We start from the raw sequence: 13,079 nt of genomic DNA on the forward strand, positions 1-13,079 counted from the left end.
CCTGTGGGTCAGAACAAATCGTTCAGGGTCGATGCGTCGCGCAGGTGCCAGATCTTGTCGATCAGCACGCGCGCCTGGCTCGCCGTACGTGCACCGGAAAAGGCCAGCAGACGCAGGAACTTGTCTTCCAGTTCTGCGCGCGAAAGGGTATTGCCAGGGTCGCCCTTGGGCTCGTCGATCGCGGCGCTCAAGGTGCGGCCATCGGTGGTGGTGACGACGACCCGTCCCAGCCAGCGCGCGGGGTAGGCGGCGTCGACCTCGCGGTCCAGCTCCATGCTGACCTTCTCTCGGAAGCCGTCGACAGCAGGGTCGGTCAGCGCCAGATCGCGGAACTCGATCAATTGCGCACTGCCGTGTACGGCAATCAGACCCAATACCGCGCCCATGGAAAACTTGGCCTGGTGCACCGTGCTGGGCTTGACCACCCGCCCGAGCACATCGATGGCACCCTGATGGACGCGCGTGACGACCTTGGCGATCTGTTCGTGCTGCAGGCCCTCGCGTTGCATCAAGTGCAGCAAGGCGTCGGCGGCAGGGTGGGTGTGGCGGCACGATGCGTGGAACTTGAACGAGGTTTCCGCCAGCGCCCAGCGGCTGCCGAGCCGATCGTCCAGGCGGGTGGCGTCGGCGTCGCTGGACATACCGGCCGCCAGGCCTTGCTCGCCTTCGAGGATGTTGCGCGCACCGCTCAAACCGTCTTCGGTCATGTACGCCGCCAGCAAGCCATCGGCAGCAGCCTTGGCGGCGTGCAACTGCTTGGAATCGGCCGCATCGCGCAGGAATTCCCAGAGCCCGGCGGCCTGGGTGCCGGCAGTGCCCAACAGGTTGATGAACTGTTCGCGGTCGAACCCCAGCAGCTTGCCCACGGCCACGGCGGCAGCCAGGGTGCCAACCGTGGCTGTGGTGTGGAAGATCCGATAGTGGGAGCGGCCCATGAACTCGCCGATGCGGATGCCGGCCTCGTAACCGGCCACGGCCGCCAGCAGCAGCTCGCGCCCCGACTTGCCGCGATCCTGAGCCGCAGCCAGGACGGCGGAAAACACCACCGTGGCCGGGTGCAGTACCGAGCTGTTGTGCAGATCGTCCTGCTCGACCAGGTGCGACGCGGCACCGTTCACCAGCGCGGCGAAGTAGGCCGATGTGCCTTGGCCGCTGCCCAGCATCCTGGCGGGGCCGTCGCCGGGCCCCATGCGCCGTGCATAGCGCTCGAACAGGGGAATGGGATGGGCACCCTGGCTGGCCAGCGCCGAGCCCATCCAGTCCAGGAACAGGTCTTCGCAACGGGCGAGGACGGGCTCGGGAATGTGCTCGTAGTGCAGGTCGGCGAGGAAGGTGGCCAAACGGTGCGTGGCGTTCATCGACAGCTCCTCAGAAACTGCGTGGCAATTCGAGCAGATGCTCGGCCACGTAGGACAGGATCAAATTGGTGGAGATCGGCGCGACCTGGTACAGGCGGGTTTCGCGGAACTTGCGCTCGACGTCGTATTCGCAGGCGAAACCGAAGCCGCCGTGGGTCTGCAGGCAGGCATTGGCGGCCTCCCACGAAGCCTTGGCCGCCAGGTACTTGGCCATGTTGGCGCTGGCGCCGGCGTTCTGCCCGCTGTCATATTCGGCACAGGCGCGCCAGCGCATCAGGTCGGCTGCTTCGATCTCGATGTGCGCTTCGGCAATCGGGAACTGCACGCCCTGGTTCTGTCCGATCGGCCGGCCGAAGACCACTCGATCGCGGGCGTAGGCACTGGCCTTTTCGATGAACCAGCGACCATCGCCGATGCATTCGGCGGCGATCAGCGTCCGCTCGGCATTGAGGCCGTCGAGGATATAGCGAAACCCCTTGCCCTCCTCGCCGATGAGGCTGTCGGCGGGCAGTTCGAGGTTGTCGAAGAACAGCTCGTTGGTCTCGTGGTTGACCATGTTGGCGATCGGCTGCACGGTCAGCCCCATGCCGATCGCTTCACGCAGATCGACCAGGAAGATCGACATGCCTTCGGATTTCTTCGTCACCTGGGCCAGCGGTGTAGTACGCGCCAGCAGAATCATCAGGTCCGAATGCTGCACTCGGGAGATCCACACCTTCTGCCCATTGATGACGTACTTGTCGCCCTGGCGCTCGGCGGTGGTCTTGATCTTGGTGGTGTCGGTGCCGGTGGTCGGTTCGGTTACCGCCATCGATTGCAGGCGCAATTCGCCACTGGCCAGCTTGGGCAGGTAGTGGCGCTTCTGCGCCTCGCTGCCGTGGCGCAGCAAGGTGAACATGTTGTACATCTGCCCATGCACCGTGCCCGAGTTACCACCGCAGGCGTTGACCTCTTCGAGGATCACCGAGGCCTCGGCCAGGCCCAGGCCCGAGCCGCCGTATTCGCTGGGAATCATCGCCGACAGCCAACCGGCATCGGTGAGGGCCTTGACGAAGGTTTCGGGAAAACCCTTGTCCTCATCGATCTTGCGCCAGTAGGCAGCGTCGAAATCTGCGCACAGGGCACGAACGCCCTCGCGGATGGCATTGAGGTCTTCTTCATCGTAGACGGACATGGCACGGTTCTCGGAGTCGATGATGGGTTCGCGGTCAGTGGCCGGACTGGGGCGGGGAGCTGGAGTCGAAGGTGACATCGGCGCTTTGCGCGACGCCCGCCTCGTTGCCGGCCCACAGCCGCGCCTTGCCCTGTTCGAGCAGGCAGCCACTGAGCTGGAACGCAGTGGGCACGGTCAAAGGGCGTACGCCGCGATAGGCGAAGTGGCGCACAGGCTTTCGAGGGTTGGCGCGGATGAAGCTGCGCAGCAGCAAGGTGGCGATCAGCGGCCCGTGCACCACCAGGCCAGCGTAGCCCTCGACGTCAGTCACGTAGGAGTGGTCGTAATGGATACGATGGCCGTTGAAAGTGACGGCCGAGTAGCGGAACAGCAGGGTCGGGGTCGGCTTTACCGTTTCACTCCACTGCGCAGCGACCGGTGCAGGGTCACTGAACAGTTTGGGAGGGTTCGGCTCCCGGTAGACGATGTCCTGCTCTTCGCGCAGGCACAGGCGGCCGCCCTGGGTGTAGTCGTGGCGCACCGTGACGAACAGCAGCGCGCCGGTGTGGCCGTGCTTTTCCTCGATACGCAGGATGGTGGACAGGCGCTCGGCAGCGCTGCCCACCGTCAGTGGCGCGATGAACTCCAGACGGCCACCGGCCCACATGCGGTTGCGATTGTCGGCGGCGGGCAGAAAGCCGCCGCGCAACGGGTGGCCATCGGTGCCCAACTGGTCTTCCGTGACCGGCGCCTGGAAAAAGCACCACTGCCACAGGGGCGGCAGCGGCTCGCCGTCTTTTGGCGCAGGTTCGCCGAAGGTCGCGGCGATGCGCTCGGCAATGTTCTGGCTGAGCACATCCTGCGCCTGATCGGTGCGGCCCATCCAGGCGCTGTAGTCGATGGGTGAATCTGATGCGCTCATGGGTGGCCTCTGCATTTTTGTTGTGCTGCGATGATGCGAGGGCCGCGGCATTCTGTGAATTTGCATTTGCGTAAGGCGGCGTTCATATTTGCCGAACGCCTGAAGGTAGGATCCCCACCATGCACTTCGACCTGGCCGACCTGCGCCTTTTCATCCATATCGGCGAATCACCCAGCCTGACCCAGGGCGCGCGCCGGGCGTTCCTCTCGCCGGCTGCGGCGAGTGCCCGGATCAAGGCACTGGAGCAGCAACTCGATACGCGCCTGCTGTACCGTGACAGCCGCGGCGTAGAGCTGACGCCGGCAGGGCAGAAGCTGCTCGTGCATGCCCGGCTGATCATGCGTCAGGTCGACTACCTCAAGGCCGACTTCACCCACTTGGGCGCCGACTCGGCCGGGCACATCCGTATCTTCGCCAACACCACGGCGGTGACCGAGTTCCTGCCCGAAGTGCTGGCCGGTTTTCTCGCCCGGCGCCCCGGGGTAAGCGTAGATCTGCAGGAGCGCCTGTCGCGCGACATCGTTCGCGGCGTGCTCGACGGCAGCACCGACATGGGTATCATCGCCGGCCCGGTCGAAGCGGCGGGGCTGCAGGTGATGCATTTCAGCACCGACCGCCTGGTGCTCACCGTGCCCGTGGGGCACGAGCTGGCACAGTGCAAGCGCATCAGCCTGAAACAGACCCTGGCGTTTCAACACATTGCCCTGCACGAAGGCAGCACCTTGCTCAGCTTTCTGCGCGAGCACGTCGAGCGAATCGGCCAGGGGCTGTCGCTGCGCATTCAGGTGTCGAGCTTCGAAGCGATCTGCCGGATGGTCGAGGCCGGGGTCGGCATCGGTATCATTCCAGAGTCGGCGGCCCTGCGGCACACCCGTACCATGCGCCTGGTGACCATCGAACTGGACGAGCCCTGGGCGATACGCGAGCGCAGCATTCTGGTACGCGAGCTCGAGGCGTTGCCCGGCACGGTTCGCGCGCTGATCGCCACTTTGATGCCGACACCGGTGCCGGATTGAGATGATGCGTTGCAACTTGGCCCCAGGCTTTCTATCATCGCCGCGGGTGCACCGCTGCATACGGCAGGGGGCAGGTTAAAGTTCAGCGTTGGTCGGGCCGCCAGCGGAGAGCTACCGTGCCTGCAAAAAGACCGGCGACACCTGCCATTCCCCGCCCTCAACAGCTCACCGAACGCGCCCTGGCGGCGCTCGAACGCTTCTCCCACATCGAGGCCGTCAGCGGCATCGTGTTGCTGCTTGCCGCGATCACCGCACTGGTCTGGGCCAACAGCTCGATAGGGGATTCCTACGAGCACTTCTGGCATACCCAGGTCACCTTGGGCCTCGGCGATTTCAGCGTTTCGCAGTCCCTGCATTTTCTGGTCAACGACGGCCTGATGACCATTTTCTTTCTGGTGGTGGGTGCCGAGATACGCCAGGAAATCAAGGATGGCGCGCTGGCCAACCTGCAGCTGGCAGCCCTGCCGCTGGGTGCGGCACTGGGTGGCGTGCTGATGCCCGCCTTGCTGTACCTTGCCCTCAACCACGGCACACCGGCCAGCGCCGGCTGGGCAGTGCCGACCGCCACCGACATCGCCTTCGCCGTGGGCGTGCTGGCGCTGCTGGGTAAATCCATTCCCGCCAGCGTGCGGATCCTGCTGCTGGCACTGGCGATCATCGACGATATCGTGGCCATCCTGATCATCGCCGTGTTCTATACCGCCAGCCTCGATTATCTGGGTCTGCTGGTGGCCGTGGCCGGGTTGCTGCTGGTGCTGCTGTTCCAGCGCATGGGCATCAGCAAGGCATATGCCTATGTGTTGCCGGGCGCGATCGTCTGGTTCGGCCTGCTCAAGACGGGCGTCCATCCCACCCTGGCCGGGGTGATTCTGGGCTTGATGACGCCGGTCTATTCCAAGCCGATGAGCGAGCGCCCGGTGGATATCATCCGCCGCAATTTCAACGAGCTGATGGAGCGCTTCACCCCCGGCAGCGACAATCGCGAGGCGGTTGCCGAGCCGCTCAGGCAGTTGCGCGATGCGCAGCGCGAAGTGCTGCCGCCGGTGCAGCGGATACAGGTCGGGCTGCATCTGTGGGTGGCGTTCGGCGTCATGCCGTTGTTTGCGCTGGCCAATGCCGGGGTCAGTTTCGCCGGCGCCAACCTCAGTGACGCGGTGTCGCAGCATGTGTTTGGCGGGGTGATGCTGGCTCTGGTGCTGGGCAAACCGCTGGGCGTGCTGCTGTTCAGCTTTCTGCTGGTGAGGCTGAACATCTGCAGGCTGCCCGAGGGTGTGACCTGGAGTGGGGTAGGCTTGGTCGGTCTGCTCGCCGGGATCGGCTTCACCATGTCGATCTTCATCGCTTCGCTGGCGTTCTCCGACCCGACCCTGCTGGCTTCGGCCAAGCTCAGTGTACTGGCGGCGTCCACGGTGGCGGCGGTGCTGGGTCTGGTCTGGGGCAAGCTCAGCTTCGGCAAGGCGCGGCCTGCGTGACACCGATGGCCTGAGCTTGTGCTGGCTTTTGTGGGAGCACTGAGCTTGTTCTGGCTTTTGTGGGAGGGCCGAGCCTGTTCTGGCTTTTGTGGGAGCGGGCTCTGCCCGCGAAGAGGCCAGCGAGGACCTCTTCGCGGGCAGAGCCCGCTCCCACATGAATCTGCTGCATCCCACATGAATCTGCTGCATCCCACATGAATCTACTGCTGGCCATATGAGTCTGCTTTGGCAAGAGCCTAGGTGTTCATGGAAGGTCGCGGCTGGCCGATAGCCTTGTATCGGTTCCGCGCATTCTCTTTCAGGCCATCCATGCTCAAGTCCAGTTTCACCTCTCCGGCATCCTCCGCCAGGCCTGCGAGCAGCACCGCCCTGGCGCAGACCTCGTTGGTCACCTTTTGCGCCAGCCTCGCCGTGGTCTTTGCACTGGCAGTCGCTCTGTCCCTGTATTTCGCCCACGGTCTGGATCGCACCGAGCGCGTCCAGGGTCACTCGATGGTGCAGAAAAGCATCGAGTCCGAACGCCGGCTTCTGCAACTGACCATCAAGGACTACTCGTTCTGGGGGGAGGCCTATCGGCACCTGCATCTCAAGGTGGACATGGAGTGGGCCTATGTGCGGGAAAACTTCGGTCCGGCGTTGTACGACGATTTCGGCTACCAGGCCGCGTTCGTCATAGGGCCGGGCAACCGCTCGGTGTATGCGGTAATCGACGGCAAGTATGAAACCATAGCGGCTGCGGATTGGCTGGGCCGCCCCGTCGATGAGTGGGTCGCCGCCGCACGCGCCCTGGCCGACGACGAAAAGGTCTTCACCGCACTGACCAGCCTGGCCGGAACACCGGCCCTGGTCGTGGCGGCAGCGATCACGCCCAGCACCGATCCCACGGTGCAGACCGACGACCGGCCGCCGTCGGTCATGCTGGTGGTCAATCGTCTCGATCCGCAGCGGCTTCAAGCGCTCGGCGAGAGCATGGGCCTGCGCGGGCTGCGGGTGGCCCGTACCGATGACACCACGGCTGCCCACGCGCTGGTCGCGGCCGAGCACGGCACGACTCTCGACATGCAGTGGGACGCAGCAAGGCCGGGACGACAGATGATCATCGTGGTATTGCCCATAATCATCCTGGCGACGCTGATCATCCTCGGCATGACCTGGGTCATGCTGCGGCGCAATACTCGCGCTGCGCGCGCTCTGGACAGCAGCCACCAATTGCTGCGCGACAGCCAGGTGGCGCTGGCGCTCAGCGAGTCGCGCTTTCGCGACGTAGCCGAAGCCAGCTCCGACTGGATCTGGGAAACCGATGGCGATGGTCATGTCACCTACCTGTCCGACCGCTTCGAGACGGTCACTGGGGTGGGCAAGGCGCAATGGCTGGGCATCTCGATCGACGACCTGGTCGAATTGCCCCAGGGCACGCTCCTGGCATGGCTGCGCGGCAATCCAGGGCAGGGCAACCTGACCACTGAATGCAGCTATATGGACGTGCATCGGCAACGGCGTACGGCGCGGATCGCTGCGCGGACCATCGGCGATCAAGGCTTTCGGGGTACCGCCACCGATGTCACCGAGGAGATCGACGCGCGGCGACGGGTCGAGTACCTGTCGCGCCATGACGTGCTGACCGGCCTGCCCAACCGCAGCCAGTTGCGCGACTACCTGGAAAGCCGTCTGGAAAACGCGCTTGCCGCCCGCCAGCCACTGGTCATGCTGACCATCGACCTGGATCGGTTCAAGCCGGTCAACGACCTGCTCGGCCATGCTACCGGCGACCGCGTGCTGTACCAGATCGGCGAGCGCATCAGGCAATGCGTGCGCAGCCAGGACATCGTCGCCCGGGTCGGTGGCGACGAGTTCGTCATGGTCGTGGCGGGCGCGGTCGGGCATGCGGAGATCGAGGCACTGTGTCGACGGCTGATCGAGCTGATCGAGCAGGTCATCGAGGTCGACGACCAGGACATCCATGTCAGCGCCAGTATCGGCATTGCCGTGTCGCCGGGCGATGCGGCGCACGCCCCTGAACTGCTGCGCTATTCGGACATCGCCTTGTACGAGGCGAAGGCGAGCGGGCGCGGCACCTGGCGTTTCTATGATGGCGACATGAATGAGCGGATCATCGAACGTCGGCGCCTGGAAAGCGACCTGCGCTATGCGATCAAGCATGGCGAGTTATGCCTGCAATACCAGCCGCGCTTCCGCATTGCCGACGGCCAGATGGTCGGGGCCGAGGCGCTGGTGCGCTGGCAGCATCCACAGCGTGGCCTGCTGGCGCCTGATGCATTCATTCCGATCGCCGAAGACACGGGCTTGATCACCGCACTTGGCGACTGGGTGATGAACGCGGCCTGCCGGCAGGCCAGTCAATGGCCCGAAGAGCTGTTCGTGTCGGTCAACGTGTCTTCCAAGGAGTTCCAGGGCGGACAATTGGTGGAGCGGGTCAGGGCCGCCTTGTTGAGGTCGGGCCTGACGGCGGCGAGGCTGGAGCTTGAGGTTACCGAAAGCGTGATGCTCGAAGATGCCGACAATGCGTTGACCCTGATGCGAGCGCTGAAGGGCCTCGGCGTCCGGCTGGCCATGGATGATTTCGGCACCGGCTATTCATCGCTGAGCTACCTGCGCACGTTTCCCTTCGATGGGCTCAAGATCGACCGCAGTTTCGTCGGCCGGCTGGGCGACAGCCAACCCGACCTGGCCATCATCGAGGCGGTGATCGGCCTGGGTCGGGCACTGTCGCTGACGGTGACGGCCGAAGGCGTGGAAACGCTGGAACAGTTGCAGCTGCTGGATTCGGTGGCTTGCGACGAGGGCCAGGGTTATTACCTGAGTCGGCCCCTGGACGGCGCGCGGTTCGAAGAGCTGCTGCTCGCCAGTTGCGCGCGTTGATCGACCAGGCCAACCCTCCAAAGCCCGCGGGTATCGCATGCACCGCCGACGCGGCTTGCGCCGCTGCTACAGGGGCTGCGGGGGTGTGTGTCCGCCGACGCGCCTGCACTCCCCGTAGGAGCGGTCAATGGCCGCGAAGGGGCGCTGTGGATTATCTGACACACCACGACGACGGCTTCGCGGCCATAGACCGCTCCTACGAAGGCCCTGCAGGCACGCCTCCATCCCCTGTAGCAGCGGCGCGAGCCGCGTCCGAATACGCCGCGGTGTGACAGCCGGATAGCATGCACCGCTGACGCGGCTTGCGCCGCTGCTACAGGACTGCGGGGGTGTGTGGGGGCGCCTGCACTCCCCGTAGGAGCGGTCACTGGCCGCGAAGGGGCGCTGCGGATTATCTGACACACCACGACGACGGCTGCGCGGCCACAGACCGCTTCTACGAAGGCCCTGCGGGAACGCCTGTGTCCCCTGTAGCAGCGGCGCGAGCCGCGTCCGGGGGCAACGCGTGGCTGCGGTCACTGACCGGGCCGGTGCAGCTTTTCCAACGCCTGCAACTGCATCAGCAACGGATGATACGGCGCGCGGGTACCTGCACCGTCGGCGTCGCCGAACACGCCTGCGGGACAATAACGGCCATCGTCCCAACCCGGATAGTCCAGGAATGGATACCAGCACAGCCCCTGCACATCGACCCCGCGTTGCAGCGCCACTGCCAGCTGACTGCCCACGTAGTCCAGCCACGGCCCTCGCGCATCACCCTCGGCGCCGGTTTCGGCCAGCAGGATCGGCCGTCCATAACGCCGATGGAGCTCAGCCAGCAGCCCGGCCAGCGGACGAAACTCGGGGTGCCCGCGCAAGATCCGTTCGCCATTGTGCCGCCACTGATTCTGCGGGTAGAAGTTGGCCCCAATGATGTCCAGGTAGGCCTCACAGCCGCCCAGCCCCGGCCACTGCCGACCGGCCAGCATGTCCCAGGCCTGGAACTGCGACAGCCGCTGACCCTCGGCGCGCTCCTGGTCCACGGCGCGTGATGAGTCCGGCACGACGTGAATCAGCGGGTCGCACTGAACCAAACGCGCCGCGGGCGCCTGCGCGCGAATGGCCTCGATCGCCTCGATGCTGGCCCGCACCAGCTGATGCTTGAGTTCCAGCCCACGGCCATGCGCGCCGGGGTTGAAATAGCCGACGTCGCCGCCGGCCCAACTCCAGAACGACATCTCGTTGATGGGGGAACAAAAGGGCGCCTCGAAGCCTTCATCAACCATCAACCGTGCCGCGGCCCCGGAGAAGCGCGCAAAGCGTTCGACGAATTCGGGTCGCCAGATATCCAGGCCATCCGGGTAGCCGTAGTGACACAGGTCCCACACCACCTGCAGATTGCACTCGCGTGCGGCGCGCAGCAGGGGCAGGAAACTGCTCCAGTCGTAATACCCTGAACGCTGTTCGATCACATGCCAGCGCAGGCCGTCGCGCGCGGCACCAATGCCACTGGCCAGCAACTGACGATAGTCATGGGCCGCCCAGCGCAGATGGCCGGTGCTGACCTGCACATCCACACGTTCACCATCGCGCCGCCGCTGCGCGGCGCATTCGTAGCCGGCCATGATGAAGGTATTGAACAGGCCAGGCGGGTTCAAGCGCCTTGCTCGTCGAGCGCCGTCGACGCCCCGGCTCCCTCGGTCGGCAAGGCTTGCTGCTCGATCCGTTGATACAGTGCCAGCGCCTGGCCCACGACCTGATCCATGTTGTAGTACTTGTAGGTGCCCAGTCGCCCGAGGAATGTCACCCCCGGCGTGTCGTCCGCCAGCGCTTTGTAGCGTTGATACAGCTGGGCGTTTTCGGCCCGCGGAATCGGGTAGTAGGGGTCGCCTTCGGCGCAGGGGTATTCGTAGGTGATGCTGGTGTGCGGATGTTGCTGACCGGTGAGGTGCTTGTATTCGGTGATGCGCGTGTAGGGCACCGCTTCATCGGGGTAGTTGACTACGGCCACCGCCTGCAACTGTGGTTGCTGGAGGGTCTTGTGTTCGAAGCGCAGCGACCGGTAGGGCAGGCGACCCAGGCGGAACTCGAAGTATTCGTCCACCGGGCCGCAATAGATCAGCTGGGTGTACGCCAACTGCTCGCGCGCCCGGGCGAAATCGGTGTCCAGCAACACGTCGATGCGGGGATGGTCGAGCATGTTCTCGAACATGCGTGTGTAGCCATCGAGCGGCATGGCCTGAAAACTGTCGGTGAAGTAGCGGTCGTCGACGTTGGTGCGCGTGGGGATCCGCGAGGTCACCGACTTGTCCAGCTGCGAAGGGTCCAGGCCCCACTGCTTGCGGGTGTAGCCCTGGAAGAACTTCTGGTAGAGCTGCTCGCCGATCTGATTGATCACCACATCCTCGGAGGTGCGGATGCATTCAACCGGCTGCGCCCGTTCGGCAAGAAAGCGCTCGGCCCCGGCCTCGTCCATCTGCAAGCCGAACAGCGTATTGAGCGTGGTCAGGTTGATCGGGATCGGCACCAGGTGGTCGTCGACCCGGGCCAGCACGCGGTGCTCGTAAGGGCGCCACTGGGTGAAACGCGACAGATAGTCGACGATGCGCTGGGCGTTGGTATGGAAGATGTGCGGCCCGTAGCGGTGGACCATGACGCCCGCTGCATCCAGATGGTCGTAGGCGTTGCCGCCGATATGCTCACGGCGGTCGATCACCAGCACGTTCATGCCAAGCCCTGCGGCCAGGCGCTCGGCAATGACGCTGCCAGCGAAGCCGGCACCCACCACCAGGTAATCATAAGGGCGTCCATCGCCGTGAGCGGACGGACCACGGCAGGCGCTGTCGAGGGTTACCTGAGGCATTCGATCTGCTCCTTCATGGCGTTGCAGGTCTTGTCCCACGACATGCCATCCAATGCGGCATCGGCCTGGACGACCACGCTGTCACGGGCTTCGGCACCCAGTGCGCGTTCCACCGCAGCGATGAATGCCGCGGGGGTGTCGGCGATGCTTACGACACCGCTGGTGCCATAGCCGCTGATCACGTCGGCAATCGGTGTCGACACCACCGGGCGCCCGCCAGCAAGGTATTCGGGTGTCTTGGTCGGGCTGATGAAGCGCGTGGAAGCATTGATCGCGAACGGCATGAGGGCAACGTCCCAGCCGGCCAGGTAGTGGGGCAATTGCTCATACTGCTTCGCCCCGAGGTAGTGAATGTTGGCGCGTTGCGGCAAGGTCTGCGGATCGATCTTGACCACCGGGCCGATCAGCACGATCTGCCACTGCGGCCGCTGCCGGGCCAGCTCATCGACCAGCTGAATGTCGAAACGCTCGTCGATGACACCGAAGAAGCCCAGCCGCGGGTGGCCGATCGCGGCCTGATCGGCCGGATCGGGCAGCAACGCCCGGGCCTGGGCGAAGTGGGCGATGTCGACACTGCTGGGCATGGCGTGGGCGTTGTCGTGCTGATGGCGCTTGGCTTCCCACAGACTCTGCCCCCCGGTGAACACCACGTCGGTACGCGCCAACAGTTGGCGTTCCCTTTCGATGAGTTCCGGCGGAGCGCCCATGAATGCGGACAACTCGTCCATGCAATCGAAGATAGTCACCTGGCCGTGCAGATGGTCAGTGAACGCCAGGCTCATCGGGGTCAGGTACCAGAGCAGCAGTTCGGCGTCGCGGTGCTGGGCCAGGTAGCCATCGAGCAGGTCGCGCTGCATCGCGATGACCTGGTCGTGAGGGGTGCCCGCCGGCAGCTGCGGCACCAGCACGGTCACGCCGTGTGCTGGATGGCTGGCCAGCAACTGCGGTTGCACATGCTCGGCGAACAGCGGCTCTTCGAAGAACAGCACGTCGTAGCTCTGCGCCAGGCGTGACATGAGGTGTTGGGGTCGCTGGTAGACGAACCCCCAGCGCAAGTGCGACAGACATAGCATCAGCGGTCGGCCTGCGGGCGTCGCGGTGCGCGCTGGAGTGGACAGTGGGGCAGGGGTGAAGCCGGGCGGCGCCACATCGGTCATGGGGGTGTCCTTGGTCAGTGCCTGAATCGGGACTGAAGCCAGTTGAGCTGGGCTTCGACGCCACCCGGATGGATGTTGCAAGGCAGTGCGGCGAGCGAGTGCATGCGCGCGGTGCGTTGGTACTGATTGAGACGCCGTCGCTGCAGGCGGCGTTCAACTTTGATTTGCCGACCGCCTGGGATATGCCAACCGTCTGGCTGCCGTTTGGAACTCCGCGCCACCGCGCGCGCCCATAGTTTCATAGGCCTGATCCCGTCGTCGTATCACGCAGGTGCTATC

Annotated in this window: 9 protein-coding genes; 3 read left to right on the forward strand and 6 right to left on the reverse strand. The window is 64.8% G+C overall.

All coding sequences use genetic code 11. From position 1 onward, the window contains the following. Window positions 1–8: 8 nt before the first annotated feature. The 3 genes from IFT80_RS00495 to IFT80_RS00505 are packed head-to-tail and all read right to left on the reverse strand — an operon-like array spanning window position 9 to window position 3,433. Window positions 9–1,358, reverse strand: a complete 1,350-nt coding sequence (locus IFT80_RS00495; protein ID WP_192136520.1) for an MmgE/PrpD family protein — start codon at window positions 1,356–1,358, stop codon at window positions 9–11. A 10-nt stretch (window positions 1,359–1,368) separates the two neighbouring features. After that, on the reverse strand, window positions 1,369–2,532 hold the full coding sequence (locus tag IFT80_RS00500) for an acyl-CoA dehydrogenase family protein (protein WP_192136521.1): 1,164 nt from the start codon (window positions 2,530–2,532) through the stop codon (window positions 1,369–1,371). A 34-nt stretch (window positions 2,533–2,566) separates the two neighbouring features. After that, window positions 2,567–3,433: a transposase gene (locus IFT80_RS00505; RefSeq protein WP_192136522.1), complete on the reverse strand. Its 867-nt coding sequence runs from the start codon at window positions 3,431–3,433 to the stop codon at window positions 2,567–2,569. A 119-nt stretch (window positions 3,434–3,552) separates the two neighbouring features. Here IFT80_RS00505 and IFT80_RS00510 point away from each other — a divergent pair, with 119 nt between their 5' ends. The 3 genes from IFT80_RS00510 (at window position 3,553) to IFT80_RS00520 (ending at window position 8,801) form a co-directional block, all read left to right on the forward strand. Beyond that, window positions 3,553–4,449, forward strand: coding sequence for a LysR family transcriptional regulator (locus IFT80_RS00510; protein WP_192136523.1), 897 nt, complete (start codon window positions 3,553–3,555; stop codon window positions 4,447–4,449). A 116-nt stretch (window positions 4,450–4,565) separates the two neighbouring features. Beyond that, window positions 4,566–5,921: a Na+/H+ antiporter NhaA gene (gene nhaA, locus IFT80_RS00515; protein WP_192136524.1), complete on the forward strand. Its 1,356-nt coding sequence runs from the start codon at window positions 4,566–4,568 to the stop codon at window positions 5,919–5,921. 309 nt (window positions 5,922–6,230) lie between these two features. Next, complete coding sequence (locus IFT80_RS00520) at window positions 6,231–8,801, forward strand: bifunctional diguanylate cyclase/phosphodiesterase (RefSeq protein WP_192136525.1); 2,571 nt, start codon at window positions 6,231–6,233, stop codon at window positions 8,799–8,801. A gap of 515 nt (window positions 8,802–9,316) precedes the next feature. On the opposite strand, the gene IFT80_RS00525 is transcribed toward IFT80_RS00520, so the two are convergent. The 3 genes from IFT80_RS00525 to IFT80_RS00535 are packed head-to-tail and all read right to left on the reverse strand — an operon-like array spanning window position 9,317 to window position 12,800. Beyond that, entirely contained in the window at window positions 9,317–10,405 is a 1,089-nt protein-coding gene (locus tag IFT80_RS00525; RefSeq protein WP_192136853.1) for a beta-glucosidase, read from the reverse strand. A 29-nt stretch (window positions 10,406–10,434) separates the two neighbouring features. Further along, window positions 10,435–11,643, reverse strand: a complete 1,209-nt coding sequence (gene glf, locus IFT80_RS00530; RefSeq protein ID WP_192136526.1) for a UDP-galactopyranose mutase — start codon at window positions 11,641–11,643, stop codon at window positions 10,435–10,437. Next, on the reverse strand, window positions 11,631–12,800 hold the full coding sequence (locus IFT80_RS00535) for a glycosyltransferase family 1 protein (RefSeq protein ID WP_192136527.1): 1,170 nt from the start codon (window positions 12,798–12,800) through the stop codon (window positions 11,631–11,633). The genes glf and IFT80_RS00535 overlap by 13 nt, the downstream gene beginning before the upstream one ends. Window positions 12,801–13,079 lie beyond the last annotated feature (279 nt).

It is taken from the genome of Pseudomonas sp. CFBP 8771 (assembly GCF_014841695.1).
In the GTDB taxonomy this organism is placed as follows: Bacteria; Pseudomonadota; Gammaproteobacteria; order Pseudomonadales; family Pseudomonadaceae; genus Aquipseudomonas; species Aquipseudomonas baltica.

Excerpts from the sequence above, each read along its gene's own strand:
- IFT80_RS00500 (WP_192136521.1), bottom strand. The coding sequence starts at position 2,532 with ATGTCCGTCTACGATGAAGAAGACCTCAATGCCATCCGCGAGGGCGTT.
- IFT80_RS00525 (WP_192136853.1), bottom strand. The coding sequence starts at position 10,405 with ATGGCCGGCTACGAATGCGCCGCGCAGCGGCGGCGCGATGGTGAACGT.
- IFT80_RS00495 (WP_192136520.1), bottom strand. The coding sequence starts at position 1,358 with ATGAACGCCACGCACCGTTTGGCCACCTTCCTCGCCGACCTGCACTAC.
- glf (WP_192136526.1), bottom strand. The coding sequence starts at position 11,643 with ATGCCTCAGGTAACCCTCGACAGCGCCTGCCGTGGTCCGTCCGCTCAC.
- IFT80_RS00510 (WP_192136523.1), top strand. The coding sequence starts at position 3,553 with ATGCACTTCGACCTGGCCGACCTGCGCCTTTTCATCCATATCGGCGAA.
- IFT80_RS00535 (WP_192136527.1), bottom strand. The coding sequence starts at position 12,800 with ATGACCGATGTGGCGCCGCCCGGCTTCACCCCTGCCCCACTGTCCACT.
- IFT80_RS00520 (WP_192136525.1), top strand. The coding sequence starts at position 6,231 with ATGCTCAAGTCCAGTTTCACCTCTCCGGCATCCTCCGCCAGGCCTGCG.
- IFT80_RS00505 (WP_192136522.1), bottom strand. The coding sequence starts at position 3,433 with ATGAGCGCATCAGATTCACCCATCGACTACAGCGCCTGGATGGGCCGC.